General features: G+C 59.1%; 27 protein-coding genes, 1 tRNA gene and 1 riboswitch. Of the genes, 21 read left to right on the forward strand and 7 right to left on the reverse strand.

Features of this window, described 5'->3' with window-relative positions:
* Window positions 1-155 precede the first annotated feature (155 nt).
* The 3 genes from parE (at window position 156) to ACP0GE_RS05640 (ending at window position 3470) form a co-directional block, all read left to right on the forward strand.
* A complete protein-coding gene (gene parE / locus ACP0GE_RS05630) occupies window positions 156-2114 on the forward strand; it encodes a DNA topoisomerase IV subunit B (RefSeq protein WP_424831017.1) in 1959 nt (652 codons plus the stop codon).
* On the forward strand, window positions 2107-2889 hold the full coding sequence (locus tag ACP0GE_RS05635) for a hypothetical protein (protein WP_424831018.1): 783 nt from the start codon (window positions 2107-2109) through the stop codon (window positions 2887-2889). Before parE ends, ACP0GE_RS05635 begins: the two co-directional genes overlap by 8 nt.
* A gap of 299 nt (window positions 2890-3188) precedes the next feature.
* A complete protein-coding gene (locus ACP0GE_RS05640; protein WP_424831019.1) occupies window positions 3189-3470 on the forward strand; it encodes a hypothetical protein in 282 nt (93 codons plus the stop codon).
* Window positions 3471-3488: 18 nt separating this feature from the next.
* Here the strand turns inward: ACP0GE_RS05640 and ACP0GE_RS05645 are convergent, their stop codons facing one another.
* Window positions 3489-4259, reverse strand: coding sequence for an alpha/beta hydrolase (locus ACP0GE_RS05645; protein WP_424831020.1), 771 nt, complete (start codon window positions 4257-4259; stop codon window positions 3489-3491).
* A 105-nt stretch (window positions 4260-4364) separates the two neighbouring features.
* On the opposite strand from ACP0GE_RS05645, the gene ACP0GE_RS05650 reads away from it, so the two are divergent.
* From ACP0GE_RS05650 to ACP0GE_RS05665, 4 genes are all read left to right on the forward strand, one after another.
* Window positions 4365-5210, forward strand: coding sequence for a hypothetical protein (locus ACP0GE_RS05650; protein ID WP_424833814.1), 846 nt, complete (start codon window positions 4365-4367; stop codon window positions 5208-5210).
* An 86-nt stretch (window positions 5211-5296) separates the two neighbouring features.
* A complete protein-coding gene (locus tag ACP0GE_RS05655; protein WP_424831021.1) occupies window positions 5297-6034 on the forward strand; it encodes a YgfZ/GcvT domain-containing protein in 738 nt (245 codons plus the stop codon).
* A gap of 106 nt (window positions 6035-6140) precedes the next feature.
* Window positions 6141-6383 (forward strand): hypothetical protein, encoded by a 243-nt coding sequence (locus ACP0GE_RS05660; protein ID WP_424831022.1) that lies wholly within the window; start codon window positions 6141-6143, stop codon window positions 6381-6383.
* A 13-nt stretch (window positions 6384-6396) separates the two neighbouring features.
* Entirely contained in the window at window positions 6397-7077 is a 681-nt protein-coding gene (locus ACP0GE_RS05665) for an ABC transporter ATP-binding protein (protein ID WP_424831023.1), read from the forward strand.
* 58 nt (window positions 7078-7135) lie between these two features.
* Here ACP0GE_RS05665 and efp read toward each other — a convergent pair whose 3' ends face one another.
* The gene (gene efp, locus ACP0GE_RS05670) at window positions 7136-7699 is read right to left on the reverse strand and encodes an elongation factor P (RefSeq protein WP_170530793.1); all 564 of its coding nucleotides are present in this window, start codon (window positions 7697-7699) and stop codon (window positions 7136-7138) included.
* Window positions 7700-7917: 218 nt separating this feature from the next.
* Between efp and ACP0GE_RS05675 the strand changes: the two genes are divergently transcribed.
* Both ACP0GE_RS05675 and ACP0GE_RS05680 read left to right on the forward strand, forming a co-directional pair.
* The gene (locus ACP0GE_RS05675) at window positions 7918-8238 is read left to right on the forward strand and encodes a DUF6280 family protein (protein ID WP_008757056.1); all 321 of its coding nucleotides are present in this window, start codon (window positions 7918-7920) and stop codon (window positions 8236-8238) included.
* Window positions 8239-8464: 226 nt separating this feature from the next.
* On the forward strand, window positions 8465-9928 hold the full coding sequence (locus ACP0GE_RS05680) for a cobyric acid synthase (RefSeq protein ID WP_424833815.1): 1464 nt from the start codon (window positions 8465-8467) through the stop codon (window positions 9926-9928).
* On the opposite strand, the gene ACP0GE_RS05685 is transcribed toward ACP0GE_RS05680, so the two are convergent.
* The 3 genes from ACP0GE_RS05685 to ACP0GE_RS05695 form a co-directional block, all read right to left on the reverse strand.
* On the reverse strand, window positions 9909-10697 hold the full coding sequence (locus ACP0GE_RS05685; RefSeq protein ID WP_424831024.1) for a hypothetical protein: 789 nt from the start codon (window positions 10695-10697) through the stop codon (window positions 9909-9911). The genes ACP0GE_RS05680 and ACP0GE_RS05685 overlap by 20 nt on opposite strands.
* A gap of 76 nt (window positions 10698-10773) precedes the next feature.
* A complete protein-coding gene (locus ACP0GE_RS05690; protein WP_424831025.1) occupies window positions 10774-12192 on the reverse strand; it encodes a TolC family outer membrane protein in 1419 nt (472 codons plus the stop codon).
* 95 nt (window positions 12193-12287) lie between these two features.
* Complete coding sequence (locus tag ACP0GE_RS05695) at window positions 12288-12941, reverse strand: protein-L-isoaspartate O-methyltransferase family protein (protein WP_424831026.1); 654 nt, start codon at window positions 12939-12941, stop codon at window positions 12288-12290.
* Window positions 12942-13165: 224 nt separating this feature from the next.
* Between ACP0GE_RS05695 and ACP0GE_RS05700 the strand changes: the two genes are divergently transcribed.
* Window positions 13166-13239: transfer RNA gene (locus ACP0GE_RS05700), tRNA-Cys, on the forward strand.
* A 306-nt stretch (window positions 13240-13545) separates the two neighbouring features.
* Window positions 13546-14469, forward strand: a complete 924-nt coding sequence (locus ACP0GE_RS05705; RefSeq protein WP_424831027.1) for a glycosyltransferase family protein — start codon at window positions 13546-13548, stop codon at window positions 14467-14469.
* Window positions 14470-14529: 60 nt separating this feature from the next.
* Here ACP0GE_RS05705 and ACP0GE_RS05710 read toward each other — a convergent pair whose 3' ends face one another.
* Complete coding sequence (locus ACP0GE_RS05710; RefSeq protein WP_424831028.1) at window positions 14530-15522, reverse strand: NAD(P)-dependent oxidoreductase; 993 nt, start codon at window positions 15520-15522, stop codon at window positions 14530-14532.
* A 115-nt stretch (window positions 15523-15637) separates the two neighbouring features.
* A riboswitch (cobalamin riboswitch) is annotated at window positions 15638-15844 on the forward strand.
* Between the two features lie 95 nt (window positions 15845-15939).
* On the opposite strand from ACP0GE_RS05710, the gene ACP0GE_RS05715 reads away from it, so the two are divergent.
* From ACP0GE_RS05715 to cobJ, 7 genes are read left to right on the forward strand one after another with little or no spacing between them, the layout of a single operon-like run.
* Complete coding sequence (locus ACP0GE_RS05715; protein WP_424831029.1) at window positions 15940-16320, forward strand: DUF1636 family protein; 381 nt, start codon at window positions 15940-15942, stop codon at window positions 16318-16320.
* Window positions 16317-17372 carry a cobalamin biosynthesis protein CobW gene (cobW, locus tag ACP0GE_RS05720; RefSeq protein ID WP_424831030.1) on the forward strand — a complete coding sequence of 352 codons (1056 nt, stop codon included), beginning with the start codon at window positions 16317-16319 and terminating at the stop codon, window positions 17370-17372. Before ACP0GE_RS05715 ends, cobW begins: the two co-directional genes overlap by 4 nt.
* Window positions 17373-17375: 3 nt before the next feature.
* Window positions 17376-20669: a cobaltochelatase subunit CobN gene (cobN, locus tag ACP0GE_RS05725; RefSeq protein WP_424831031.1), complete on the forward strand. Its 3294-nt coding sequence runs from the start codon at window positions 17376-17378 to the stop codon at window positions 20667-20669.
* Window positions 20666-21793 carry a precorrin-3B synthase gene (cobG, locus tag ACP0GE_RS05730; protein WP_424831032.1) on the forward strand — a complete coding sequence of 376 codons (1128 nt, stop codon included), beginning with the start codon at window positions 20666-20668 and terminating at the stop codon, window positions 21791-21793. The genes cobN and cobG overlap by 4 nt, the downstream gene beginning before the upstream one ends.
* Window positions 21793-22422 carry a precorrin-8X methylmutase gene (locus ACP0GE_RS05735; RefSeq protein ID WP_424831033.1) on the forward strand — a complete coding sequence of 210 codons (630 nt, stop codon included), beginning with the start codon at window positions 21793-21795 and terminating at the stop codon, window positions 22420-22422. The genes cobG and ACP0GE_RS05735 overlap by 1 nt, the downstream gene beginning before the upstream one ends.
* On the forward strand, window positions 22419-23147 hold the full coding sequence (locus ACP0GE_RS05740) for a precorrin-2 C(20)-methyltransferase (RefSeq protein ID WP_424831034.1): 729 nt from the start codon (window positions 22419-22421) through the stop codon (window positions 23145-23147). The genes ACP0GE_RS05735 and ACP0GE_RS05740 overlap by 4 nt, the downstream gene beginning before the upstream one ends.
* Complete coding sequence (cobJ, locus tag ACP0GE_RS05745) at window positions 23144-23896, forward strand: precorrin-3B C(17)-methyltransferase (protein WP_424831035.1); 753 nt, start codon at window positions 23144-23146, stop codon at window positions 23894-23896. Before ACP0GE_RS05740 ends, cobJ begins: the two co-directional genes overlap by 4 nt.
* Here the strand turns inward: cobJ and ACP0GE_RS05750 are convergent.
* Window positions 23869-24618, reverse strand: coding sequence for a cobalt-precorrin-6A reductase (locus ACP0GE_RS05750; RefSeq protein ID WP_424831036.1), 750 nt, complete (start codon window positions 24616-24618; stop codon window positions 23869-23871). The genes cobJ and ACP0GE_RS05750 overlap by 28 nt on opposite strands.
* On the opposite strand from ACP0GE_RS05750, the gene cbiE reads away from it, so the two are divergent.
* The 3 genes from cbiE to cobM are packed head-to-tail and all read left to right on the forward strand — an operon-like array spanning window position 24617 to window position 26972.
* Window positions 24617-25816 (forward strand): precorrin-6y C5,15-methyltransferase (decarboxylating) subunit CbiE, encoded by a 1200-nt coding sequence (gene cbiE, locus ACP0GE_RS05755; protein WP_424831037.1) that lies wholly within the window; start codon window positions 24617-24619, stop codon window positions 25814-25816. The two genes, ACP0GE_RS05750 and cbiE, sit on opposite strands and share 2 nt — an antisense overlap.
* Window positions 25813-26181, forward strand: coding sequence for a cobalamin biosynthesis protein (locus ACP0GE_RS05760; protein ID WP_424831038.1), 369 nt, complete (start codon window positions 25813-25815; stop codon window positions 26179-26181). The genes cbiE and ACP0GE_RS05760 overlap by 4 nt, the downstream gene beginning before the upstream one ends.
* Window positions 26178-26972 (forward strand): precorrin-4 C(11)-methyltransferase, encoded by a 795-nt coding sequence (gene cobM, locus ACP0GE_RS05765; protein ID WP_424831039.1) that lies wholly within the window; start codon window positions 26178-26180, stop codon window positions 26970-26972. Before ACP0GE_RS05760 ends, cobM begins: the two co-directional genes overlap by 4 nt.
* Window positions 26973-26976 lie beyond the last annotated feature (4 nt).

Consider the following 26976-nt stretch of genomic DNA (forward strand, 5'->3'; position numbering starts at 1 on the left):
CATTGTCCTCCCTCTTTGCCGAACAAATGAACCAGCCCTACCTGGGATTACAACCCGAATGAACTTCTTTGTTGCCCACAACACTTCGCGCCCCTCTTCCCCCGGACCACATCACCTGCCATAATGGGGGAAACTCAAAAACAAGAGCAGCACCGATGCCAGATGATCTGTTGACGCCCAGCGTGACCTCTACCTATGACGCCTCCTCGATTGAGGTGCTTGAGGGTCTGGAGCCTGTCCGCAAACGCCCCGGCATGTATATTGGCGGCACGGATGAGCGTGCATTGCACCATATGGTCGCCGAAATCCTCGACAACTCGATGGATGAGGCCGTCGCCGGTCACGCCAACCGGATCGAGGTTGAACTGCACGAGGATTACGCTCTGACCGTCCGCGACAACGGGCGTGGCATTCCGATCGACCCGCATCCCAAGTTCCCGGACAAATCCGCGCTGGAGGTGATCTTGTGCACCCTGCACGCGGGCGGCAAATTCTCGGGCAAGGCCTATCAGACATCGGGCGGTCTGCATGGCGTGGGTGCATCCGTCGTGAACGCCCTGTCAGATTCGATGGTCGTTCAGGTAGCCCGCGACAAGCAGCTGTTCGAACAGCGGTTCTCGCGCGGCATCCCTCTGGGACCGGTTGAAAAGGTCGGCGCGGCCCCTAACCGGCGCGGCACCACGGTGACCTTCCATGCCGATGCCGACATCTTCGGCCACCACAAATTCAAACCCGCCCGCCTGTTCAAATCCATCCGCTCCAAGGCTTACCTGTTCTCGGGCGTCGAAATCCGCTGGAAATCCGCCATCGATGACGGGGAAACTCCAACTGAGGCCAGCTTCCACTTTCCAGGTGGCCTGTCGGACTACCTGAAGGAGACGATGAACGGCTCGTCGACCTATTCCGAACAGCCCTTTGCCGGCACCGTGGACTTCAATGAGAAGTTTGGCACCCCCGGCAAGGTCGAATGGGCGATCAACTGGACCCCGTCGCGCGACGGGTTCATCCAATCCTACTGTAACACCGTCCCTACGCCCGAAGGTGGTACCCATGTGGCAGGCTTCTGGGCGGCGATCCTCAAGGGCATCAAAGCCTATGGCGAGTTGATCAACAACAAAAAGGCCGCGCAGATCACCCGCGATGACCTGATCACCGGTGGCTGCGCACTGGTGTCCTGCTTTATCAGCGAACCGGAATTCGTTGGCCAGACCAAAGACCGCCTTGCCACGGTCGAGGCGCAACGGCTGGTCGAAAACTCGGTCCGCGACCATTTCGACAACTGGCTGGCCGCCGACACGAAATCCGCCGGCGCTATCTTGGACTTCCTCATCCTGCGGGCTGAGGAACGCCTGCGCCGACGGGCCGAGAAGGAAACACAACGCAAGTCCGCCACTAAGAAACTTCGTCTTCCCGGCAAGTTGGTGGACTGTTCCAGTTCAACACGCGACGGCACCGAATTATTCATCGTCGAGGGCGACTCGGCGGGCGGTTCCGCAAAAATGGGCCGCGACCGCAAGACCCAAGCCCTGCTGCCCCTGCGCGGCAAGATCCTGAACGTTCTGGGCGCGGCCAGTTCGAAACTGGGAACCAATGCCGAGATCAATGACCTGACGCAGGCTTTGGGTGTCGGCCTTGGCACCAAGTTCAACGTCGACGACCTGCGCTATGACAAGATCATCATCATGACCGACGCGGATGTGGACGGGGCGCATATCGCTTCGCTGCTGATGACGTTCTTCTTCACCCAAATGCGCCCGATGATCGACGCGGGCCACCTGTACCTGGCCTGCCCGCCTTTGTACCGCCTGACCCAGGGCGCCAAACGCGTCTATTGTCTGGACGAGGCCGAGCGCGACGAGTGGCTTGAGAAAGGTCTGGGCGGCAAGGGCAAGATCGATGTCTCGCGCTTCAAAGGTCTGGGCGAGATGGACGCCAAGGACCTGAAAGAGACCACAATGGACCCCAAATCCCGGAAATTGATCCGGGTCACCATCGACGAAGACGAACCCGGCGAGACCGGTGATCTGGTCGAGCGCCTGATGGGCAAGAAACCCGAACTGCGGTTCCAGTACATTCAGGAGAACGCGCGGTTTGTGGAGGAGTTGGATGTCTAAAGACAAAGCCCTTCGAAACGTAGAATTTCACGAGGGGTTGGCATTAGGGCTGTTTTTGACGGCGGTTGCTTGTGCTATCACTTATGGCGCAGTTCAAGACTGGCGATTAAATCAAGAAACGATTGCGGATCTGTTTTTGGGTAGCGCTGCAATCTTGGCAGCTTTTTTCTCAGTTCGTTCGATCCGCCTACAAATGCAACAAGAACGCGAGTTGACTGATGAGCAAAGATTGAGCCGGCTTGCGGGTAAACGCGCGCAACTAGGGTTCGCCCTCCATGACCTACACGACATCTTTTTGGCTTGTGTACAGCAGCTTTGGAGGCCGCACGAAGACTTCACGTTGGATTGGGGCCGAATAACAGAACGTTGTTTCAAAATAAGTGAGTGCATAGAAGATGAAGAAGGAGAAACTGCGCGAAATCTGGCAGAACTGATGAACCAAGCGCAGATTGTTTGCGCTCGTCACAAATCTCTCCTAGAAAGCCGAAATCTCACATCACTCCCAAACAGTGAAGACCTGTTGAGCGTCGAAAACACACTCGTTTCGCGATCTGAGGCAATAGACCAACTTTTTGAATTTCTCTTAGTGAGCGAAAGCGCCTTCAAATACGCCCGCCTCGAACAAGATGATTTCTTTATTTCATCGGCCTGTTGTGAAGACTTGGAAAAGAAATTCCAATTCCGTGTAGACCTGTATGCGGAAATGCATCCTCTCTGGCCGACGTTGCAGAGGTTTTTTCAAAATGAGGATGCCAATCATCAAGCTGCAGCATAAAGTTAAGCAACTCATTTTCGTAGAGAGTTTTTTGGCAATATGATGCGTGCGGAACGCGCCTGCCCATGGGGGCGAGTCGGGCGTGTGTATGATGACTCTCATTATGCACTGGATGAATAGCGCAGAACCTCTCCAAAACCCGTAGGTCGGGCTTCAGCCCGGCACATCGCAACCCCCTTGCCTAACCCGTTGATCCCGTTCACAGTTACCCTCAATCCGTCACCCAAGAACGACATTTGAGGTTCCGAGCGTCCAAGACCCAATTTGACCAACAACAGATTTTCGAACGGGAGGACGACATGAAGACATTAACCCTCGGGCTGGCCCTGACCCTGCTGGCCTCGCAAACCTTCGCGCAGCAGACGCTAAGCACCGCATCACCCATTCCGGACGGGGCGGAGACGCGGTTTTGCTATTACGACGGCATGGCCTATTCCGAGGACGCCTTTGTCCTGTTGACCGGCGACAACACGGTCACCCAGACGGTCAGCACGATCCAGGAACGCCTGCTGCGTTGCCATCGCGAAAGCGACGGAACGCTCAAGTGGAAACCGCAGAGCACGTTCTCGACCAATAACTGAACGCGACAGGCGGGTGATCTAGCCTACTTTCTGATCCAGCCAGTCTGCGATCTGGCCTGCGGGGTTTTCCCAGCCGGGCTCCATGAACAGGAAATGCGCGTGGTCTTCCACGGGCAGGAAAGTCGCGCGGTCTCCGTACAGGTTCGCCAGAGCGCGGCAGGTATTCGGGTTCACGGCCCGGTCCTCGGTCCCCGAGACGATCAAGACCGGGCAATCGACCTTGTCGATATCCACCTTCATCGCGTGATGATCGTCGAACATCCAAAAGAACATCTCGAACATCACCCGCCCGCTTTCTGCGCCCAGGCGATCAAAAACGGCATGCTGCTGCGCCTCGGGCATCTTGTTCAGCGCAAATGGGGCCATCAGGCCGAATTCAACCCGCATGGGCTGTTTCCAGAACGCGCCGCCCTCCATCAAAGCACGCGGCACGGCGCGTTCATCGTCGGTTTCGGGCAGCGTGCCCCAAGCCGCGTTCGGGTTGATCAGAACGATGGCACTGGCCAACCCGCGTGAGGCCACCTGCTGCGCCACGACACCTGCGATTGCGTGACCCAGCAGGACAGGTTTGCTGTCCAGCCCCTGAACATACTCGGCAATGTCATTGGCATAGTCGGCCACGCTGGTATCGGTGAGACCCGGATCAGGCTCGGCCTTGGGGTCCCCGCCATGGTAACGCAGCGCGGGGGTGTGGACCGTCCAGCCCCGCTCGCGGAAGAAATTCGCGTAGTCTTCCATACACCAAGGCCCTGCAAAAGCGCCGTGGATCAGAACAATCTCTTTGGTCATCAAAACCTCCCTCTCCGCTCATTACACATATGAGCAAACTGAAAGGTGTTACAACTACGCGTGATCGCTGTTGCGCCGTTGGGTGGGCCACTTACACTTGGGATCATGAGCTTTGTGACGGAAAACCAGCTGCCTTTGCTGATCCTGTTTTTTCTGATCGGGTCTGTGGGGACAGGATTTCTGTTCCGCAAACCCGCCGGTCACCGCGCCTGGAAACTGGCCGATCTGGTCTGGGTCGTGCTGGGCGGCGTCGGAGCGTTGGTGGCGGTTCTGGCGGGGCTTTATACGTCAGACAGTTCGCGGTTGGACCGGCAGATCGACGTGGCCTACGCGGCTTCTTCCGCCTTTGACCGGGACGCAGCGCGGTTCCGGCTGCGGTTCTGTGATCCCGCCTATGATCCTGACACCGCCGTTTTGTGCGAAAAGGTTGAGTTTCTGTCCGCATCCACCGCCAGCAACGCGGAACTGCCATTGTTCATCGCCGTCACAAACGAGGTCGCCCCGCTGCAGGGGCTGCATTTCCTGTTCGGTCGGCAGGACAAGGATGAAATGGAAGAGATGACCGCCACGGCCAGTGCTTTCGACATCGATCAGTTTTTGGTCTTCACGTCACTGGACGACGCAACTCAGACCGCGATCGACAATATGCGCCGTAAAGTGCCCGCTATTGCCGGGGATTATCTGATTCTGGCCCAAAGCTATGATGATCTGATCGAGCAGGTCGGAAAGCTGCAGGACGAATGGGAATATCTACAGGCTAACGCTCATATTCTGATGTTGCAGATCATCGCGCTGTGTCTGGTCAGCTTTGCAGCACCGTTTCGGCTTGGAAAATCGATTGTCGAGTTGCGGATGGCATACAGCCCGGTCGTACCTGAGCCCGAGATGGCTTTGGACGATACGGCAAATACTGCAGAGGCCGAGCCTGCGTCACGTGTACAGAATTCGTAGCGCCCAACCGGTTCGGCGCAAAACCCTCTGGTCATGGCTGCGAGAACTCCTATATCACGGGCCAGACCAATGAACGAGGATGCACCATGCCCAACCGCCGCATTCTGCGCCTGACCGGAGCAGACACGGACACTTATCTGCAAGGTCTCATTACCAATGACGTGCAGCGGTTGGACAGCGGACTGGTGTATGCCGCTCTGTTGACGCCGCAAGGCAAGTATTTGGCGGATTTCTTTCTTTTGCGCGATGGCGACACGGTTCTGTTGGACGTGGCCGAGGGGCTGGCGGACGATCTTATCAAGCGTCTGACGATGTATAAGTTGCGTGCGGATGTCTCCATCTCAGAGACTGAGTTGAACGTGCAGCGCGGCACCGGAACATCGCCCGAGGGTGCCCTGACCGACCCCCGGCATCCTGATATGGGTTGGCGGGCCTATTCGACCGGTCCCGAGGACACAGACGACACCGATTGGGATGCCATCCGCGTGCGGCACTGCATCCCTGAGACCGGAATCGAGCTCCATCCGGACAGCTATATTCTGGAATCGGGGTTCGAGGCGCTGAATGGGCTGGACTTCAAGAAGGGTTGCTATGTCGGGCAAGAAGTCACCGCCCGTATGAAGCACAAGACCGAGTTGCGCAAAGGACTGCGGATCGTTGACATCACCGGCGACGCTCCCGTCGGAACCGAGATCACGGCTGACGGAAAACCGGCAGGCTTTTTGTATACACAGTCCAATGGCCGGGCGATCGCCTATCTGCGGCTGGATCGGGCCAGCGAAGACATGCAGGCGGGCGAAGCGGTGCTGCGGTTGTCCAGTTAGGGTTTGTTGCCTGCGCAGCACGTCCTTCTTCCTTGATCCCCTCTTCCATTTAAACCCGCCGGACAGCGCGGTATGACTGAAGCCGGGACTGTGAGGGAACACGAACATGTTGCGCCTGTATCAGGCGATCTGGCGCGCAAGTGCCGGTCGGCAAATCATACTTATTATACTGTCTTTAGCCGTCGCAGCCTTGGCCGCCGTACCGCTGGAGTTTCAGCGCGACATAATCAACCACTTGACCTCAGAAGATATCGCGACCGAACGGCTGGTGATGCTGGGCGCTGGGATGATGGGGGTCATACTGCTGAGCCTTGCGTTGAAATGGGTGCTGGGCTACCGCGCTGGGTGAAGATCTGATCAGGATGATCCGCAAACGTTTGCTGGTCCGCGCCTCAGACCTCTCAGACGACGGCGAACCCTTCCGCCGAGGCACCATGAGCACTGCGGTTTCCGCCGAAGCAGAAGAGCTTGGTAAGTTTGCCGGTGGCGCATTCTCTGATCCGGTGGTGCAGATCGGTACGCTGATCAGTGTGATCGGCTATATCTCGTCCACGCAACCCGGGCTGGGTCTGATCGCATTTTCAATGATCGTGCCGCAGATCATCATCGTTCTTGCGTCCCAAAGGCGCGTGAACGTCTTCGTGGCCGAGCGGGTCCGTATTCTGCGCCACTCGACCGACCGGCTGACAGCCGAGGATATCGAAGCCGTTTCAAAAGATATCAACGCGTTATTTGACGATATCTATGAAACCCGACGCCGGATGTTCATCTGGAAGCTCTCGGCAAAGTTTCTGCTGAGCGTCATCAACGGCGCGGGAACTGTTGGTGTCCTGATGCTTGGCGGCTGGTTGGTTCTGCAAGGGCGCACAGATGTCGGTACGGTTGTGGCCGCCACAAGCGGGTTGAGCCGGATACAAGGGCCTACGGCGTTCCTGATCGCGTTCTACAGACAGGTCAGCGCCAATCGGATCAAGTTCGAACTGATGCTGGAACTGTTCGGCCCTACCCCTGAACGCTATCGGCACCCCAATGGCCTTTCCTGATACGAAAAAGACCGTACATGCGCGGCATGTACGGTCCGTTTCGCAACGCTGACCGAAATCACGCGCGTTCAGAATATTCCATAGTCTCTGTGTTCACGATGATCATCTCATCCTGACCGATGAAAGGCGGCACCATGACCTTGACGCCGTTATCCAGAATCGCCGGTTTGAACGAATTCGCTGCGGTCTGGCCCTTAACAACCGGCTCGGTCTCGACAATCTTGCAGGTCACTTTCTGAGGCAGCGTCGCGTTTAACGCTTCGCTTTCGTAGAATTCGACCACAATGGTCATGCCGTCCTGCAGAAACGGGCGGCGTTCGCCCAACAGATCAGCGGGCAGCTCGATCTGCTCATAGGTTTCGGCATCCATAAACACCAGCATGCCGTCGGATTCGTAAAGGAACTGCTGATCTTTCTGTTCCAGACGCACACGCTCGACCTTGTCCGCCGAACGGAACCGTTCGTTCAGCTTTGAGCCATTGCGCAGGTTGCGCAGCTCGACCTGGGCAAAAGCGCCGCCTTTACCGGGCTTTACGTGATCTACTTTGACAGCGGCCCACAGCCCGTCGTTATGCTCAAGCACATTGCCGGGGCGAATTTCGTTCCCATTTATCTTGGGCATGACATAAATCCTTCACAAACGGTTGATGCGTCAGTTGACGTCCCTATATCTGGCGGGACCAACCCTGACAAGACAACGACACCTAGTGCTGCACTTGCAGCAAGCCATGCAAATGACGCAACGCAACTATGCATTTTAGCTGTATCCGAATCACGCTTTATAGGTCATAAGGACCGTCACGCCGAAAATGCAAGAGCAAGAAAAACAAGGAAGACGAGATGAGAGATTTCGTTGACGGCACTGCCTTTAACAATGAACAGGGCAATCGTGCACGCAAACTTTTCGCGGCTGTTGTGTTGGCCGCTCTGGATGATGCTATCGCCGATGATAAAAAATACGGCAATGGTCCGGAACAAATTGCCCGCTGGGCCCGCTCGCGCGATGGTCGCGAGGTGCTGTCCTGTGCAGGTATCGACCCGAACGAACGGGTTGTCGGTGGGCTGATGGAATTCGTTGGCCGTGGCGTACGGACCTCGGTCGCGCTGTCGCGTGAAGAAAGCGAACGTCGCAACGCCGCCCAACAGGCTGAAGCTGCCTGAAACAAGCCTGTTTTGGTAAAAAAACGCGCTCCTGCTGAAGGGGCGCGTTTTTCTTTTGCGCTTCGATCATTCTGAACCGCTGTGCAGCGATCGCCTGTCAGAATGGGTAAAGATGACGGTCACGCTCAAAACTCATACGAGCGTTCCAATCCAGGGCTTTCCCTTTGCCTGCAAATCGGGTCATCTGCGGGTCGATACAGGAGGCAAACCAGTGGTGCGGTCAATCATGATACAGGGCACTGGCAGCAATGTCGGAAAATCGGTCTTGGTGGCCGGTCTGGCCCGCGCCTATACGCGGCGTGGATTGCGGGTTGCGCCGTTCAAGCCTCAGAACATGTCGAACAACGCCGCCGTTACTGAAAACGGAGGCGAGATCGGGCGTGCGCAAGCGTTGCAAGCCCGCGCCGCAAACCGACCGGCACACACCGATATGAACCCGATCCTGCTGAAACCTGAAACCGATACAGGTGCTCAGATCATCGTTCACGGGCAGCGCGCGGGCACGATGAAGGCCGGTGACTACCGCAAGGATAAATCCAAGTTGCTTGGGGCGGCTCTGGAAAGTTTTGACCGGCTATGCGCAGATGCTGATCTGGTCTTGATCGAGGGCGCGGGCAGCCCTGCCGAGACGAACCTGCGCAAAGGTGACATCGCCAATATGGGGTTCGCATGCGCCGCCCGGGTACCTGTCGTGCTGGTTGGCGACATCCACCGAGGCGGCGTGATCGCCCAGATCGTTGGTACGCAAGCGGTGCTGGATGCCGCTGATCTTAAAATGATCCGGGGTTTTGCAGTAAACAGGTTCAAGGGCGACGTGACGCTGTTTGATGAAGGGCGCGATGATATCGCAGCGCGAACCGGATGGCCTTGCCTGGGTGTCGTCCCGTGGTTTCAGGATGCCTGGCGCCTGCCCGCCGAAGACATGATGGACATCCGCTCATATGCCGGTGGAGCCTGTAAGGTCGTGGTCCCTCAGCTTGAGCGAATGGCAAATTTCGATGACCTCGACCCCTTGTCCGCCGAGCCCGGTGTGACGGTCGAGATCACACCACCCGGGCGCGCCCTGCCCGGCGATGCGGATCTGGTTTTGCTGCCCGGCAGCAAGTCGACCATCGGCGATCTGGCCTTTTTCCGCGCACAGGGCTGGGATGTCGACCTGTACGCACATGTACGCCGCGGGGGCCACGTGCTGGGCCTGTGCGGCGGCTATCAGATGCTGGGTAAAACCATTTCCGATCCCGATGGGGTTGACGGTCGCCCCGGCAAAGTCGACGGGCTGGGCCTGCTGGATGTCGACACGGTTATGGCCGGGCGCAAGCAGGTCAAGCTGACACGCGCGCGCGCGCTACCGGGCGGGGCGGACGTCAGCGGATACGAAATCCATATGGGGCGCACAGAAGGGCCAGATTGCGCCCGCGCATGGTTGGAAATCGACGGGCGCTCCGAAGGGGCCACCAACAGTACCGGACGTATACGCGGCAGCTACCTGCACGGCATCTTCACCTCAGACCCGTTCCGGGCCGATTATCTGGCGAATCTAGGGGTCACGTCCGACATCGCATACGAAGACGGTGTTGAGCAGGTGCTGGATGCCCTTGCAGATCATCTAGAGCGTCATATGGACCTGGATCACCTTTTGTCGCTGGCCCAGGAACCGCACCGCGTGATGGTTACTCCAGCTTCTGAGTAACCAAGGCCCGGTAAATTTCACGCCGAACCATTTTGCGCAGGTTTCGGGTGATGCGCTCTCCCAAGGCCCCCTGCAATTCTTCACGAACAACCTGCGCAACAAATGCGCGCAACGCTTCTTCGTCCGGGAACTCGGCAGAGAGTTGCGCATCCGTCACTTCAGCGGGTCGAGAATCGGATTTGGCGGGGTGACGAATGAATGTCACCGGGCCGGTTGCCTCTTCTGTTTCCTCTTCGTCAAAGCCATCGCGGACCGACCAATTGACGGATCGCGTCCTGGTTCCGGAATACGCATCATTGCTTTCACCGTCCGGCTCCCACTGGTCTTCCGTACGGGCGATGGCGGCTTCCAACGCTGCGATCTTGGCACTAAGGCTGCCTGTCAGATCCCGCTTGGCGGCCTCTGGTTCGGTCTCATCTGCATCAGGCGACGTTGGCGCCTCGGAAGCGGACACTTCGGCAAGCTCTGGTCCAACGGCACGTTCAGCTTCAAGCCGCATGGGCTTTTCCGACGCATTTGCAATTCCTTGCTCCGCATCGGTCTCGACATCGTCTGCTGCCGACAACTTCAACGGAGAAAGCTTGTCTTCGCGCAACGGTTGCTCACTGACACGCAACGCATCCGTTAGGACCAGCTTGCCAGGCTTTTTTTGCGATGGAGCAGTCGGAATGAACAAGAACTCCGACTCCTCTCTTCCACCTTCGCTGACCAACCGTTTGATCGATGACAATACGTCCTCAGGATCTGTATTCACGAGACTATCTGACATTTTGTTACTACCGCTCTCAGCCCTGACCCCAAGTGTAGCCAATACTGTCAAACCGAACAACCGGTAGTAATACCGGTTAGTCGCGCCGCAAGGCCTTGAGCACCCTATCCAGATCGCGGCTCTGCTTGCTGACCTGAGAAGGTGCCTTCTTGACCAGGTTGTAATACAGGGTCGGATCGTAGATCTGAACCGCCAACCCCAGACGTTCCGCTGTCAAAAGGCCTTGTGCCTGTAGCAGTTCATACGCTGCCCGAGACCGCTCGGTCCGCGATGCCACTTCGGCCAATTGCGCATCAAGAAGGTCCTGCTGCGCGTTCAACACGTCCAGCGTGGTCCGCGCACCCAGCGTTGCCTCTTCCCGGATACCATCGAAGGCTACCTGAGAGGCACGAACCCGTTCGGTCGACGCCCTCAGGCTCGCAGTAGCGGCCTGAAACGCGGCATAGCGGTCGGCAACCCCCTGCGTAATGTCTTTTTGAACGTTCAGCAGATTTGCACGCGATGCGTCCCGCGTTGCCATGGCGCGCCGAACAGCTGCAGCCAGTCCACCGCCCGAATAGATCGGCTGATTAAAGTTCAGCGAGACTGTCGCGTCGTTGATGTAGTCATCATTGTCAAAGCTCTCAGTGACCCCGGCATCTGCGTTCAGGCTTACATTCGGCCCCAGATTGGCCCGCTGCTGTTCAACGATCAGGTCCAAGGCGCGAACCTGGTGCTGAGCGGACAAAATGGCCGGGTGGTTGCGCTGTGCAAGACCGATGGCTTCAGCCTCGGACCGCGGCAGGTTCGGCAGACTGGGCTGGCCCGCTGTCCGACCAGAGTCTTTGCCAACGGCGTTGACATATTCGGCCTGCGCAATGCTCAGGTTGCCTCGGGCGACCGCCAGATCCGCCTGCGAACTGGCCAGCTGCGCCTCGGACAACGCGACATCAGTGCGGGTGACCTCACCCACTTCAAAACGATCCTGAGATGCCCGAAGTTCTTCAGCGGAAACACTCACGTTGTTCTGACGGATATTGACCGTTTCCTCTTGCAGCAGAACACCAAGATAGGCATTTGCTGCACGGATCAGCACTTGTTGTTCGATATCGACAAGCGATTGCCGGGTGGCCAGCACCGTTTCCTGTGCCGACTGTTTACCCAGAACCGAAGCGCCGCCGTCATAGATCAATTGGCTCAGCGTCAGCCCAGAGAAAAAGTTAGTCGGTCGCGTGGTGGTCACCAGCGTGCCAACACGCCTTTTGGTGTAATCCTCACTGATCCGCACAGACCAGTTGATGATTGGACGCAAGGCTGACAAGGCGATTGCAACGTCTTCGTCCGCTGCCCGCAGCAATGCCCTGTTCTGCTCCAGCAAGCCGCTGGTATTGTACGCGCCAATGAATGCATCGGTGATATTGTCTGCCCAAGCGGGTCTTTCGGGCAAAGCACTGACTGCAACAACGGCGGCCAACGCAAAGGCCTTGGCCAGCCTTTTTCCTGCTGTACCACGCATTTATTAACCCTCTCAAATCAAAATTTCACTGCCTCGCAAACACATTGCGCCCTTGCGTTCAAGTAATCAAGTCAGCAAAAAAATCTAGTGGCGCACTATAGCGAAAATGCACACTCGGCGCGAAATGCCGGCAGAACCGGCGCGCTGGCATTAAAGGCATAGCGCCAATTGACCCGGCCACCGGACTTATAGCCCACGCGAACCGTCCCCAGTTCGCCGTCCATAAACAGGCACGCGATACGGCCATGATCCTTCAACTGGTCCAGCAAGACCTCCGGCAGGTGCTCAACTCCGCCCTGGACCATGATCACGTCATATGGCCCATGCTCTGCCGCGCCCTGATCCAGAGGCCCGGTGTGAATCACAGCGTTGTCGACGTCCGATTCGACCAGAATTGTCTGCGCCTCAGTTGCCAGAGCTTCGTCATCCTCGACACCCACCACCAGCTGTGCCATGCGCGCGGCAACAGCGGTCGAGTATCCAAATGCCGGAGCAATATCCAACACAACCTCATCGTTCGCGATGTTCAGCGCATCAAGCATCTTGGCCAGAGTGCGCGGTTCAAGCAGGCAACGTTGTGCTCCGAACTCGATCAGATCTCCGACATAAGCCGCTTCGCGCTGCCCATCCGGTACGAAATTCTCACGCTCGACGGACAGCATCGCGTCAATGATCGGAAATTTTGTTACATCCGAAGGCCGGATTTGAGTGTCTACCATCGTGAGGCGTCGGGCTGCGAAATCTGTCATCTGATCGCTCTTCCATATTCCCTGTGTTGATGGGCTTGTGCCACATCCAAACCTGTCCGGCAACGGGCCACGGCCCGAAACCGATCAGGGCTTAGGGGGTCGGCCGAATTTGCCGCAGAAAACCTATCGCAACGATGGTTTTGCCCCCTACCCTCTGGACGTTCTGATCGAAAGCTGTTAGAACGCCCGTCACACCACTACAAGTGATTGATTTTACTTGAAAAGGCGAGTTGGCGGAGTGGTGACGCAGCGGATTGCAAATCCGTGTACACCGGTTCGATTCCGGTACTCGCCTCCAATCCTAACAGTCACTGACTTAGAGAAATGACGTTTGAACCGATAAGTCCGTAACAAACCCGTTATTGCGGTCCGCCCCATCAGAACGGCTTATCAGTGCCTCAGCTGACTTTTCTCGGCACGGACGAGCCATGCCAAGCAACAGGATAGATTATTGCCGGTCGCTTTCAACACACAGGCGTCGTACCCTTCCAAATCTCATCCTACCTCCAAAACAACTTCATCTTTCTGACCGGCACGCGTAGAAAGGCAGAGCGCAAACCTCTGCCCTTTACCTGGATGCGAAACAAGAAGGCAAAGTGAAATATTGGAAAAGCCACTTAGTTTCAGCATCTTACTTCCTGTCGGGTCAGAAAAGCGCAAATACTCTCATGGAGATTACTTCTTTGGTCGGAGCTTTGCAGACGCGCTGGAACGGCGGGGTCACAAGACCAAGTTGCTGTCGCGGGACAACTGGGACCAGACGTTGGCCGATGACATTGCAATTGTCATCCGCGGGCGTGCCGCGCCTGATCGCCGGTTTGGCCGCCTGACCCTGGCCTGGTGCATTTCTTTCCAACCCAAGGAAGTTGCGGGGGATTACGACCACACAGATCACTTCTTTGCCGCCTCACCACTTCAACAGAGAGTCATCAGCAGGCGAGCCGGGCAAGGAAAAGTCGACCTGATGTATCAGGCATTTGATTCTCACATCATGTTTCCCACGGATGAAAAACCGACAAATGACCTGGTTTTTGTCGGCACACCCAGGTCAGTGGACAGGCGCCCGGTTGTTTCATTTGCTGCCCAATCCGGGCTTCCTACCCGGATTTGGGGGGACGGGTGGGAAAACACCGAGTTTGCGTCGATGCAGGCAGGTGGAAATGTGCAAAACAGCCAGCTGGGTTCGATTTATCGCAGCGGGTCTGTCGTTTTGAACGACCATCTGGTGATCATGAAACGCAGTCAGCTCGTCTCAAACAGAGTGTACGACGCACTGGCTTGCGGACGACCTGTATTGACCGATGCAAAAGCAGGGTTACCGGAAGAATTGCAGCCTTACGTGTATGAATACCGCGACGCTGACAGCTTTACAGAAGCAGCTCATGCAGCGCTCAACGAGACCGAAGAAAAACGGCAGGATCGTCTTGATCTGGCCCTTAGGCTGCCTGACCTGCACAGCTTTGACCAAAGGGCCGTTCAAACCTGTGCGGTCGTTGAAAGGTTGTTGCAAGCTGATCGGCAAAAGTAGCCGGTTACAGGATTACAGTGATACCGGGTGTCCAGGTCCTGCCAAACCGGCTTGAGGCCCTCAGGCCTGCCTCGCAGTTCGATTTTGCGGAACCACTTCATATCCTGGCTCTTCGGGCTCATCATCCAACATCTCGGGTGGGAAGCCTGGGGCTTGGATGTCGAGGCCAGTGGCCTCTTCAAGTCGTTTGATGATATTCGGCGAAAGCTCACGTTCACCGTACCGCGCAATACCGTCCTCGAATATCTCTATCATCACCGGGTTCATCTCAAGGGGAACACCAGCACGGTCTGCAACCTCCTGAAACAGGCCGATATCCTTCTTCACCAAATCCATGGTGAATGAGATATCGCGAGAGCCGTTCAGAATGACCTGGCTCTCGGTTTCATGCACAAAGGAAGTACCGGACGAAATCTTGATGGCCTCGTAGGTGGTTCCAAGATCCATCCCGGCGGCTTTGGCTGTCACCAAAGCCTCGGCACAGGTGATCAGATTGGCGGTGGCCAAGTAGTTCGTCAGCACTTTCAGAACCGATGCCGAGCCCAAATCTCCTGTATGGAGGATACGTCGGCCCATGGTGGTCAGAAACGGCAGGATGCGCTCGAACGTCTCACGATCACAACCTGCGAAGATCGAGATATTGCCTGTGGCGGCCCGGTGGCACCCTCCGGAAACCGGGCAATCCACAGCCGCCCCGCCCTGCTCGATCACCAGCGCACCCAGACGTTTGACTTCGGCTTCGTCGGTGGTCGACATCTCCATCCAGATTTTGCCCGGACCGACCTCGGGCAACATCTCTTGCATCACCGCGTCCGACGCGGCGGGAGATGGCAGGCAGGTAATGACCGCGTCACAATCACGCATGAGCTGCGCGGGGCCTTCCGCAGCGTTGGCGCCCTTGGCCACGAATTCTGCGACCAACTCCGGGTTTAGGTCATGAACGGTCAGGTCGACTCCATTCCTCAGCAATGATCCGGACAGTTTGCCGCCAACATTACCCAACCCTATGAATCCAACTTTCATGCGACGCTTCTCCCTGATCGTCTTTGTCATTGATGCGATCATGTACGCCTCTTGGGTTCATGCCGTCCAGCGACCCGGACAGGTCGCTTTTCACCCAGTAGCCCGTCACAACCGCGCGACTCGCTTGACAAGGCGGGCTTTGGTGCCGCATGTCCGCTCTGCTGGTGTCTGCGCGAGCAGATGAAAAGGGAATGCGTCAGCGGACTATCCGTCAAACGCAGCCGCCCCCGCGACCGTGACCGGAGAGGGTGCCCAATGCCACTGGCCATATGGCCGGGAAGGCGGGACATCCGACAGAGCGACCGCTCTGGCATCCGCAAGCCGGGAGACCTGCCAGCGCCCGAAACTGAAACCGGACGGGGTGTTCCGGTGTCGGGTCCATGTCGCAATACGTGGCCCGCATGAAACCCCGTCCCCCACAAAGAGGATTTTGGGGGGATGAGAGACATGACCGAGACTGCACCAGTCGAGCTGCTGGTCTGCACCATCTGCCGCCGTGGTCTGCCCATCGAGGATGACGAACAGCGCCCCGGTACATTGCTACACAAAGCGCTTGAGCAGGCGGACCTGCCCGAAGGGATCACCCTCAAAGCCGTGGAATGTCTGTCGAACTGCGATGAGGGCTGCTCCATCGTGCTGCGCGGGGGGCCGGATCGCTGGACCTTTGTTTATGAGCATCTGAACGAAACCGACCATGTCGAGACCATCGTAGAAGGTGCCACAAAGTACCTAGCCACAGAAGATGGCCTCGTCAAATGGCGCGAACGCCCCGAACATTTCCGCAAAAACTGTGCAGCACGCATTCCGCCGATTGGAACCCTGAAATGAGCAATCTCGAAAAACTTCCCGTCACCGTGATCACCGGCTTTCTGGGCTCGGGCAAGACCACGCTGGTGCGTCATCTGATGCAAAACCCTCAGGGCAAACGTCTGGCCGTGGTGGTCAATGAGTTCGGCGATGTCGGCGTCGATGGCGACATCCTGAAATCCTGCGCGATCCCCGATTGTCCGGCGGAAAACATCATGGAACTGGCGAACGGCTGCATCTGCTGCACCGTGGCCGATGATTTCATTCCGACCATCGAAGCCCTGATGGCGCTGGAGCCGCGCCCGGATCATGTCCTGATTGAAACCTCAGGGCTGGCTTTGCCCAAACCGCTGTTGAAAGCATTCGACTGGCCGGATATCCGCTCAAAAATCACCGTCGATGGTGTGATCGCTCTGGCAGATGCCGAGGCTGTGGCCGCCGGTCGCTTTGCCCCCAATGTCGAGGCGGTGGATGCTCAGCGTTTGGCCGATGACTCGATCGATCACGAAACACCCCTGTCCGAAGTGTTCGAGGATCAGATATCCTGCGCCGACATCATCCTGCTAACAAAGCCCGATCTGGCCGGTCCTGAGGGTATTGCAAAAGCCAAGGAAATCATCGCGGCAGAGGCTCCGCGCCCCCTGCCCGTGGTCGAGGTTGCCGAAGGTGCCGTGGATGTCCGCGTGGTCTTGGGTCTGGAAGCCGCAGCCGAAGATGATATGGACGCCCGTCCATCACATCACGACGGGCATCACGATCACGAACATGATGATTTCGAAAGCATCATCGTCGAACTGCCCGAACAGACCGATCCGCTTGATCTGGTTGCCAAGATCGAACGTCTGGCGACCGAGCTGAACATCCTTCGTGTAAAGGGCTATGCGGCCGTTCAGGGCAAACCCATGCGCTTGCTGGTTCAGGCCGTTGGTGCGCGCGTGCGTCATCAGTATGACCGCCCTTGGGAGCCCGGCGAAGCACGCCGCTCTCGCCTTGTGGTTATTGCCGAGCATGACGATATCAAAGAGGCCGAAATCCGTGATATCCTTGTTGGCCTAACCGAGGCCGCTGAATAACCCATGCATGTCGTCTTCCGCGAAAGCCACGGGCTCGAGGAAACCGAGACCCCAACCGATCTGGGTCAAAGCCCGGCAGATCTGGTGGTGCTGTCCTTTTCCGACAGTGACCTAGGCGCTTTCGCGGCGGGCTGGCATCGTGGCGGCGGGCCTGAGGGGCGGATGCCGACCCTGCGTCTGGCGAACCTGACGGCGCTGAAACATCCTCTGTCGGTTGATACCTATGTCGAGCAGACATTGGAGGGCGCCAAAGGCATCCTGATCCGCCTGATCGGCGGGGTGCCTTATTGGTCCTATGGCTTGCAGCAGGTTCTGGCACTTGCACAGGCCAAAGGGATCGCTCTGGCCGTGCTGCCTGCGGATGGGCGAGAGGATACGCGGCTGGATGACTACTCTACCCTGCCGGTTTCGACCCTGCGGCGGCTTGCGCATCTGTGTGATACAGGCGGAGAGGTTGCTGCGCAGGCCGCACTGGCGCAGATGGCGTTGGCTGCGGGTCTTTATGCAGGGCCCGTGATGGGTGCAAAAACCATTCCCGAATACGGCGCATGGTGCCCGGATCGTGGCGTGATCCCTGTGGAAAGCACACCCTCCGAAGGCGCAAAGCGAATAGTTGTGACGTTCTATCGCGCCTATCTGACTTCGGCCGACACCGCCCCGGTTGCGGCGTTGATCCGCAGCTTGCGGGCGCGAGGTTTCGAGGCCATCGGTCTGTTCGCCCCCTCGCTAAAGGCACCGGCCGCCGCCGATTGGGTGCGTGAAACACTCATCGCCCTGAAACCCTCGGCGATCATCAACGCCACCTCCTTCTCGGGCAAAGGTGCGTCGGGAACCTCGCCTTTGGACGCGGCGGAGGTGCCCGTCTTTCAGGTTGCCCTCGCCACGTCACGCCGGAAAGCGTGGGCCGAGGCAGAACGCGGCCTCTCCCCCGCCGACCTTGCGATGCATGTTGTGCTGCCGGAGGTGGATGGGCGGATCAACGCGGGCATCGTGTCTTTCAAGGAACCCGGCAAACGTGATCCGCATTTGGAATATTCCCGCTTCGCCCATCGGCCCGAACCGGAACGGATCGAGGCTATAATCGACCGAGTCGCCGGATGGTTGAACCTGCATGACAAGCCCAAGGCGGATCAGGTTCCGGCGCTGGTGCTGTCCACCTATCCCGGAAAAGATTGGCAGATGGCCCATGCGGTGGGCCTCGATGCGCTGGCCTCTGCCGAGGCGATGCTGTCAGATCTTGAGGGTCAGGGGTATGACACTGCCCCTGCCGAGCCGATTGCCGAAACCCTGCTGGATGCGCGGATTTCGTGGCCCTTGCAAGATTATCAGACTGCGCTGGCCGACTTGCCCGAACGGTTGCGCGCCGATCTGCAAACCGTCTGGGGCCAACCCGAGGACGACCCAACATTCGCAAATGGCGCGTTCCACTTCGCTGCTGCGCGTCGAGGCAAGGCTCTGGTCGCGTTGCAACCCGAACGCGGCACGCCCGAGATGCGAGATGACGATTACCACGACCTCTCGCGCACCCCTCGCCACTGCTATGTCGCGTTTTATCTGTGGCTGCGCAAAGGCCTTGGCGCAGATGCTCTGATCCATATCGGGGCGCACGGCACGCTGGAATGGCTGCCGGGGAAATCTGTCGCTTTGTGCAATGAATGCTGGCCCGAGGTGCTGATCCGCGATCTGCCCGTGATCTACCCGTTCATCGTCAATGACCCCGGTGAGGCTGCGCAAGCCAAACGCCGGATCGGCGCTGTTACGCTGGGCCATATCCCGCCCGCGATGAAGGAAAGCGGTACGCCGGATCGGATGGTGCGGCTGGAATCGCTGCTGGACGAGTTCTCGAACGCCGACGGCCTGGACCCCAAACGCCGCGACCGTCTGCAAGAGGACATCCGGATTGAGGCACAAGCCATCGGGCTGGAAAATGATCTTGGCCTCGATCAGGCCACCTGCACCGCCGAGGCGATCACCCGCATCGACCGTTTTGTCTGTGACATCAAAGAAAGCCAGTTCGGTGACGGCTTGCACATCTTTGGTCGTGTCCCCGACGCGACGGGTAACTTCGATCCCGCCCCTTCGGCCCATGCCGAACGCCGCGCCCTGATCGATGCACTGGATGCCAAGCGGATCGAGGCCGGTCCCTCCGGCTCTCCCTATCGCGGTCGTGTTGACGTGTTGCCGACCGGGCGGAACCTGTACACCACTGACCCACGTTCGGTGCCCACCCGCGCTGCCTATACCCAAGGCGTGAAACTGGCCGAGGAACTGGTTAGGCGACATCTGCAAGAGGAAGGCGACTATCCCAAAGGGCTGATCGTCGATCTCTGGGGCTCGGCCACCATGCGCACGGCGGGCGAGGAATTCGCCATGGCGCTGCATCTGCTGGGTGTGAAGCCGGTCTGGGACAAAGGATCAGAACGGGTTTCGGGAATCGAAGTGCTGCCGATCACCGACCTCAGCCGCCCGCGCCTGGACGTGACCCTGCGGGTCTCAGGCCTGTTCCGGGACGTATTCCCAACGCTTTCAGCGCTTTATGGTCAGGCCGTCCGCGCCCTGTCCGTGCGGGAAGAGGCTCCTGACTGGAACCCCTATGCCGGTCACGACCCAGCCGCTCGCGTGTTTGGCCCCGCCCCAGGGAGCTACGGGCTGAACATGACTCAATTGTCCGAAACCTACACCGACGAGGCGCGCGCGCAGGCTGGTGAAGCCTGGCTCGAGGCCAGTTCTTTTGCCCTGGAAGGCGAACATATCGCACAGGACAAGGATGGAATCACTCAGCGTGTCGCCAATGCTGACAGTTTTGTTCATCTGCAGGACCTGACCGAAACCGACCTGTTGCTGGCCAATGACTACGCCACGCATGAGGCCGGTTTCGCGGCGGCCAAGAAGGTCACAGGCGGTACCGCACAGCTCTATCATCTGGACAATACCAACCCGGAAAACCCGCGCGCCCGTACCCTTCCCGAGGAAATCAGCCGCGTCGTTCATGCCCGTGCCGCCAACCCCGGCTGGATCGCGGGCATGCAGCGGCATGGCTTCCGGGGTGCGGCCGAAATCGCGGCGACGCTGGATCACATGGCCTCGTTCGCGCATCTCTCGGGCACGGTCGCACCGCATCTGTTCGACCTCTACCACGACGCTACGCTGGGAGACGCCGAAGTCGATGGCTTTCTGCAACAGGCCAACCCGCAAGCCCATCAAGCCATGCAAGATCGGTTCCGGGCGCTGCTCGAAGCCGGATTGTGGAATACCCGCCGGAACTCGATTCGGGCCGGTTTGGAGGGGCCGCAATGAGCGCCCCGATAGTTCAGGGTTGGTGTCCCGGCGCCCATCGCCCGATGATGTCCGGCGACGGTCTGGTAGTGCGGGTCCGGCCCCGGCTGGCCCGGCTGGACGCCCGACAGGCACTGGGCCTCTGCGAATTGGCGGGCCGTTTCGGCAATGGAACCATCGACCTGACAAACCGCGCCAATCTTCAGTTGCGCGGCGTGCAGGAAGCCGATCATCAATCACTGCTGGCCCAGCTTGCTGCGTTGAACCTGTTGGATGCCGAGCCGGACATCGAGGTGCGGCGCAACATTCTGGTCTCGCCGCTCTATCAGACCGGCGATCTGACCGCACGATTGGCGCAAGAACTGATCGACCGTCTGGCCGAGCTACCGGATTTGCCCGCCAAGTTCGGATTTGCCATCGACACTGGGCCCGCGCGTTTACTGGCCGAGGACTCAGCGGATATCAGACTTGAGACCAGCCCTGATGGCCTGATCCTCCGCGCTGATGGTGCCGAAACCGGGCACCGTGTGACCGAGGCTAATGCCATTGACCAATTGCTCGCGCTAGCACGTTGGTTTGCGGAGTGCCACACGCCCGAGGCCCGCCGCATGGCACGGGTCGTGGCGTCGCGTGGTTTGCCCCGTGAATGGCAAGGCATCGCCCCCGGCCCGGTCAGCCCCGCGCTTCAACCCGGCACCTGCGCGCAGGGCACGCTCTATGGTGCGGCCTTCGGGCAACTGCCTGCGCGTGATCTCGGCGAATTGATTGAGAATAGCGGTGCCTCTGCCCTGCGGGTCACCCCTTGGCGGCTGATCCTGCTGGAAGACGGGGCGGCGTTACCTGCTCCGACCTTTGTCACGGATGGCAGCGACCCGCTGATGACCACCGACGCCTGCCCCGGGGCGCCATTCTGCCCGCAGGCGCAAGTGGAAACACGGGGGATCGCCCGCGCATTGGCCCCGCGCGTATCCGGCAGTCTGCATGTTTCAGGCTGCGCCAAGGGATGCGCCCGCATGGCCTCAGCCGATGTTACTCTGATCGGCTACAACGGACGATTTGATCTTGTCAAACAAGGGCGCGCAGGGGATGAGCCTTGCCAACGCGGCCTGACCGAAGAAACACTCATGACCATGGACTTCACCTGATGCCCTATGAATACGAAACCGATGGCGCGGCGATCTATAAGCAAAGCTTTGCCACCATCCGTGCTGAGGCTGATCTGGCCCGGTTCGATGCGGACGAGGAACAGGTTGCCGTGCGCATGATCCACGCCGCCGGGATGGTCGGGCTGGAAGAGTTCGTGCATTTCTCGCCCGGGTTTGTTGCCAAGGCCCGTACCGCACTGGAAAGCGGCGCGCCGATCCTGTGCGACGCGCGTATGGTCAGCGAAGGCGTGACCCGCTTCCGCCTACCCTCTGAGAACGAGGTGATCTGCACCCTGCATGACGAACGCGTGCGCCCTTTGGCCGCTGAGCTAAGCAATACCCGCTCTGCCGCCGCGCTGGAGCTGTGGCGGCCTCATCTTGAGGGCGCGCTGGTCGCCATTGGCAATGCACCAACTGCGCTGTTCCATCTGCTGAACATGTTGGAAGACCCCGGCTGCCCTCGCCCGGCCGCCATCATCGGCTGTCCGGTCGGCTTTGTCGGCGCGGTCGAATCCAAGGACGCCTTGTGGGAGGCGCAACCCGTGCCGTCTTGCATCGTCAAAGGCCGCCTGGGCGGCAGCGCCATCACAGTCGCTGCCGTCAACGCGATCGCGAGCCGCGCGGAATGAGCGCGGGCAAGATATACGGCGTGGGCCTCGGCCCCGGTGATCCGGATCTTATGAGCGTCCGGGCGGATCGCCTGTTACGCAGCGCGCGGCATGTGGCGTTCTTCCGCAAACCGGGCCGCAGTGGTCAGGCACGCAAAATCGTCAATGGGATGATCCCCGGAGATGCTGTTGAATTCCCGATGGAATACCCGGTGACAACCGAAATTCCAGTGACCGATCCGCGCTATAATGAACTGCTGTCCACGTTCTACAAAGACTGCGCCACGCATCTTAAGGCGCTGTCGGAACAGGGCGAAGATGTTGTGGTGTTGTGCGAGGGCGATCCGTTCTTCTACGGCTCTTTCATGCATCTTTACAGCCGCTTACGAGATGAAATCAACGTTGAAGTAGTGCCGGCGATCACTGGTATGTCCGGGGCCTGGACGGCGACCGGAGACCCCATCACCTGGGGAGATGACGTCCTGACCGTTCTGGTCGGCACCCTGCCGGAGGACACTCTGGCAGAGCGCATGGCGCAGACCGACGCATTGGTGGTGATGAAGCTTGGGCGCAATATCAACAAGGTAAAGCGCGCCCTGAAAACTGCAGGGCTGTATGACCGCGCGTGGATTGTTGAATTCGCGCAGATGCCGAACCAGACCGTGACGAAACTGTCCGAGGCTTGCGATAAGATCACGCCGTATTTTTCGATTATCATCGTCCACGGACAAGGGCGTCGGCCATGAGTGGCTGGGTCAAGATCGCGGGTCTTGGGCCAGGTGATGAGGCGCTGATTACACCCGAAGTCACCGACGCACTGGCCGAAGCGACCGATGTCGTCGGCTACATCCCCTACGTCGCCCGCGTGGCGGAACGCGAGGGGCTGACCCTGCATGCCAGCGACAACCGGGTCGAGATTGACCGCTCGCAACATGCGTTGCAAATGGCATCCGAGGGCAAACGGGTGGTTGTCGTTTCCTCCGGCGATCCGGGCGTTTTTGCCATGGCCGCCGCCGTTTTCGAGGCGTTGGAAAACGGTCCCGAAGAATGGCGGGAAGTTCAGATCGACGTCCTGCCCGGAATAACAGCCATGCTGGCCGCCTCGGCCCGAGCAGGCGCGCCGTTGGGCCATGATTTCTGTGCGATTAACCTGAGCGACAACCTAAAACCGTGGTCTCTGATCGAAAAACGGCTGCGTCTGGCGGCGCAGGGCGACTTTTCCATGGCGTTCTACAATCCACGCTCGAAGTCCCGCCCGGAAGGGTTTGTAAAGACACTGGAAATACTGCGTCAAGAATGTGAACCCGAGCGTTTGATCCTGTTTGCGCGCGCAGTGTCTCGCGCCGAAGAAGCGCTGCGCATTTCCACGCTGGCCGAAGCGACGCCAGACATGGCAGACATGCAGACGGTGGTTATTGTTGGGTCATCGCGCACGCGGATGATCGAACGAAACGGCCCACCTATCGTCTATACGCCGAGGTTCACACCGGAATGAGACAACCAGTCCAGAGCCTGAACGACATTGGTCAGTTCGGTCCGCTGTGGCAGGACCGGACGATCGATCATCAGCACTGGAATGCCCAGCGTGCGCGCCGCGTCAAGCTTGGCGCGCGCGCCGGAACCGCCCGCGTTTTTGGACACGACCAGTTCAATGTCGTGACGTTTCATCAAAGCCCGATCATCGTCTTCGGCAAACGGGCCTTTGGCCACGACGACATCGCAATTGGGCAAAGGCAACGCGGAAGGTTCGTCCACCAGACGCAACAGATAATGGTGCTGAGGCTGGGCGGCGAAATCCTCAAGATGCATTCGCCCGACGGCAAGAAACACGCGGTGCGGCGCACCGGACAGTTCCCGGACCGCGGCAGCAATATCCGGCACGTGTCGCCAGCGATCCCCCGCCCGCGCGGTCCATTCCGGGCGGGTCAACGCGACCAGCGGGGTTTTGGTGGCAGTACAGGCCGTGATCGCATTTCGGCTCATCTGCGCGGCAAAGGGGTGGGTTGCGTCGACGACATGGGTGATTGCATTCTGTTGAATATACCCGGCAAGGCCGTCAGGGCCGCCAAAGCCGCCGATGCGCACAGGCAACGGCTGCGGACGCGGCGTCTCGACCCGTCCGGCATAAGAATAGACGGCCGCAATCCCTTGATCGGAAATGGCTTTGGCCAAAGCGTTGGCCTCGGTCGTGCCGCCAAGGATCAGGAGGTTGGACATGCATAAAGCTCCGTGGCTGACCGTATTGGGCTTGGGCGAAGATGGACTGGATGGACTGTCGCCTGCAAGCCGTCAAGTGCTTGACCGCGCCGAAGTCATCATGGGTCCACCACGACACCTTGCGCTGCTGCCCGATACCGGCGCCGAGCAGGTCGAGTGGCCGGTGCCGTTTTCTGATGGTTTGCCGATCCTGACGACGCTTCGCGGACGCGCAACGGTGGTTTTGGCCTCGGGCGATCCTTTCTGGTTCGGTGCAGGTTCGGTCATTGCGCGCAATTTCGAAGCGGGAGAGTGGACGGCCCTGCCCGGCCAATCGACGTTTTCTCTGGCCGCTGCGCGCCTGGGCTGGCCGCTGGAAACGACACTGACCTTTGGCCTGCATGCGGCCCCTCTAACCCGATTGCGCCCACATCTGTCGCCCGGTTTGCGCGCCATTTTGCTTTTGCGTGACGGCAAGGCCGTGGCCGAGCTGGCAACATACCTGACTGAAACCGGTTTTCCGGACAGCGCGTTGCACGTGATGCAGGCCCTGGGTGGACCAAGGGAAAACACGCGGACCGTCAGTTTGACCGAGGCATTGCTGGGGACCTTTGACCACCCGGTCTGTGTCGGGCTTGAAGTTACCGGCGCAGGGCGGGCTTTCCCGAAGGCCTCGGGCAAACCGGATGACATCTTTGAAAACGATGGTCAGATCACCAAACGCCCGGTACGCGCGCTGACACTTTCGGCGCTGGCACCGCAGCGCGGCGAACATCTTTGGGATATCGGCGGTGGCACCGGCTCGATCAGTATCGAATGGTTGATGTGCGACCCCACACTGACGGCAACCACAATCGAACCCCGCACCGACCGGGCCGAGCGTATTCGTCGCAACGCAGATACGCTTGGACAAGATCGCCTGCATGTGGTGCACGGGACCGCGCCAGAGGTATTGGGCGGGTTGCCATTGCCAGACGTGGTTTTCATCGGCGGTGGGTTAAGCCAGACACTGCTGGAATGGTTGCACAGATCCTTGCCCACCGGCGCCCGATTGGTCGCCAATGCAGTAACTCTGGAAAGCGAGGCGCTGCTGGCACAGTGGCAGGAAAAACTTGGCGGCGATCTGCTACGCATCGAGCTGGCGCAGGCATCCGCACTGGGGTCGATGCGAGGTTGGAACGCTGCCTATCCAGTGGTGCAGTGGAGCGTCACCCTATGATCGTCGCAGGGTTGGGGTTTTCATCGCAAGCAACGGCCAGCAGCTTGCGCGCCGCGTTCGACCAGGCCCGGACTGGTCAGAACGTGGATGCGCTGGCGACCGTTGCCGACAAGGAAAGCCACCCCGCATTGGCCGAGTTCGCCGCAACCGCCGCCCTGCCCCTGCACCTCATCACGCCGGACGATCTGGCCGGGCAGCGCACTCTCACCTGCTCGAACCGCAGCCGGGCCACTTATGGCACTGGCAGTGTGGCAGAAGCATCGGCTTTGGCCGCCGCCGGTCCCGGCGCGCGGCTGCTCTCTCCCAGACAGATTTCAGACGACCGGCTGGCCACCTGCGCCATTGCCATCGGAGGACAAACATGACCGTTCATTTCATCGGCGCCGGACCGGGTGCCGCCGATCTTTTGACCCTGCGAGGACGCGATATCATCGCCACTTGCCCAGTTTGCCTCTATGCCGGGTCTCTGGTGCCCGAAGAAATCCTTGGCCATTGCCCTGAAGGCGCAAAGATCGTGAATACCGCGCCTATGGATCTGGATCAGATCATCGCCGAGATCGAGGCGGCACATCAGGCCGGTCACGACGTGGCGCGGTTGCATTCCGGCGACCTGTCCGTGTGGTCCGCGATGGGGGAACAGATGCGCCGTCTGAAGGAAATGGGCATTCCCGTCAGTGTCACACCCGGCGTACCATCGTTTGCCGCTGCCGCTGCCGCGCTTGGCACCGAGTTGACCCTACCCGGTCTGGCGCAATCGGTAGTTCTGACCCGGACACCGGGTCGCGCATCCTCGATGCCCGAGGGTGAGACGCTGGAGAATTTCGCACGCACCGGCGCGACATTGGCCATTCATCTGTCGATCGGCAATCTGGACAAAGTCATATCGGACCTGACCCCGGCCTATGGTGCAGAATGCCCGGTTGCGGTTGTCTATCGCGCAAGTTGGCCGGATGAGAGGATCATCCGTGCAACGCTGAAGACCCTCAAGGGGTCGCTGGACGACAGTATTTCGCGCACCGCGCTTATTTTGGTTGGCCCCGCGCTTGCCGGCGAAGGGTTCGATGAAAGCTGCCTTTACTCAAAGACCTATGATCGTCGCTATCGTCCGCAAAGCGCGGATAGCCCGTGGTCAAGCTGGAGCACCGAGAAGGAATGACTCG

Origin of the sequence: Ruegeria sp. (assembly GCF_965243365.1) — a bacterium.
GTDB lineage: Bacteria > Pseudomonadota > Alphaproteobacteria > Rhodobacterales > Rhodobacteraceae > Ruegeria.

What these genes read in the sequence shown, in the direction of transcription:
- efp (WP_170530793.1), bottom strand. Translation starts at nt 7,699, where the DNA reads ATGCCCAAGATAAATGGGAACGAAATTCGCCCCGGCAATGTGCTTGAG.
- ACP0GE_RS05750 (WP_424831036.1), bottom strand. Translation starts at nt 24,618, where the DNA reads ATGTCCAACCTCCTGATCCTTGGCGGCACGACCGAGGCCAACGCTTTG.
- cobN (WP_424831031.1), top strand. Translation starts at nt 17,376, where the DNA reads ATGCATGTCGTCTTCCGCGAAAGCCACGGGCTCGAGGAAACCGAGACC.
- ACP0GE_RS05735 (WP_424831033.1), top strand. Translation starts at nt 21,793, where the DNA reads ATGCCCTATGAATACGAAACCGATGGCGCGGCGATCTATAAGCAAAGC.
- ACP0GE_RS05645 (WP_424831020.1), bottom strand. Translation starts at nt 4,259, where the DNA reads ATGACCAAAGAGATTGTTCTGATCCACGGCGCTTTTGCAGGGCCTTGG.
- cobG (WP_424831032.1), top strand. Translation starts at nt 20,666, where the DNA reads ATGAGCGCCCCGATAGTTCAGGGTTGGTGTCCCGGCGCCCATCGCCCG.
- ACP0GE_RS05635 (WP_424831018.1), top strand. Translation starts at nt 2,107, where the DNA reads ATGTCTAAAGACAAAGCCCTTCGAAACGTAGAATTTCACGAGGGGTTG.
- ACP0GE_RS05740 (WP_424831034.1), top strand. Translation starts at nt 22,419, where the DNA reads ATGAGCGCGGGCAAGATATACGGCGTGGGCCTCGGCCCCGGTGATCCG.
- cobJ (WP_424831035.1), top strand. Translation starts at nt 23,144, where the DNA reads ATGAGTGGCTGGGTCAAGATCGCGGGTCTTGGGCCAGGTGATGAGGCG.
- ACP0GE_RS05690 (WP_424831025.1), bottom strand. Translation starts at nt 12,192, where the DNA reads ATGCGTGGTACAGCAGGAAAAAGGCTGGCCAAGGCCTTTGCGTTGGCC.
- cobM (WP_424831039.1), top strand. Translation starts at nt 26,178, where the DNA reads ATGACCGTTCATTTCATCGGCGCCGGACCGGGTGCCGCCGATCTTTTG.
- ACP0GE_RS05685 (WP_424831024.1), bottom strand. Translation starts at nt 10,697, where the DNA reads ATGTCAGATAGTCTCGTGAATACAGATCCTGAGGACGTATTGTCATCG.
- ACP0GE_RS05675 (WP_008757056.1), top strand. Translation starts at nt 7,918, where the DNA reads ATGAGAGATTTCGTTGACGGCACTGCCTTTAACAATGAACAGGGCAAT.
- ACP0GE_RS05665 (WP_424831023.1), top strand. Translation starts at nt 6,397, where the DNA reads ATGATCCGCAAACGTTTGCTGGTCCGCGCCTCAGACCTCTCAGACGAC.
- ACP0GE_RS05695 (WP_424831026.1), bottom strand. Translation starts at nt 12,941, where the DNA reads ATGACAGATTTCGCAGCCCGACGCCTCACGATGGTAGACACTCAAATC.
- parE (WP_424831017.1), top strand. Translation starts at nt 156, where the DNA reads ATGCCAGATGATCTGTTGACGCCCAGCGTGACCTCTACCTATGACGCC.
- ACP0GE_RS05650 (WP_424833814.1), top strand. Translation starts at nt 4,365, where the DNA reads ATGAGCTTTGTGACGGAAAACCAGCTGCCTTTGCTGATCCTGTTTTTT.
- ACP0GE_RS05715 (WP_424831029.1), top strand. Translation starts at nt 15,940, where the DNA reads ATGACCGAGACTGCACCAGTCGAGCTGCTGGTCTGCACCATCTGCCGC.
- ACP0GE_RS05640 (WP_424831019.1), top strand. Translation starts at nt 3,189, where the DNA reads ATGAAGACATTAACCCTCGGGCTGGCCCTGACCCTGCTGGCCTCGCAA.
- ACP0GE_RS05710 (WP_424831028.1), bottom strand. Translation starts at nt 15,522, where the DNA reads ATGACAAAGACGATCAGGGAGAAGCGTCGCATGAAAGTTGGATTCATA.
- ACP0GE_RS05660 (WP_424831022.1), top strand. Translation starts at nt 6,141, where the DNA reads ATGTTGCGCCTGTATCAGGCGATCTGGCGCGCAAGTGCCGGTCGGCAA.
- cbiE (WP_424831037.1), top strand. Translation starts at nt 24,617, where the DNA reads ATGCATAAAGCTCCGTGGCTGACCGTATTGGGCTTGGGCGAAGATGGA.
- ACP0GE_RS05655 (WP_424831021.1), top strand. Translation starts at nt 5,297, where the DNA reads ATGCCCAACCGCCGCATTCTGCGCCTGACCGGAGCAGACACGGACACT.
- cobW (WP_424831030.1), top strand. Translation starts at nt 16,317, where the DNA reads ATGAGCAATCTCGAAAAACTTCCCGTCACCGTGATCACCGGCTTTCTG.
- ACP0GE_RS05760 (WP_424831038.1), top strand. Translation starts at nt 25,813, where the DNA reads ATGATCGTCGCAGGGTTGGGGTTTTCATCGCAAGCAACGGCCAGCAGC.
- ACP0GE_RS05680 (WP_424833815.1), top strand. Translation starts at nt 8,465, where the DNA reads ATGATACAGGGCACTGGCAGCAATGTCGGAAAATCGGTCTTGGTGGCC.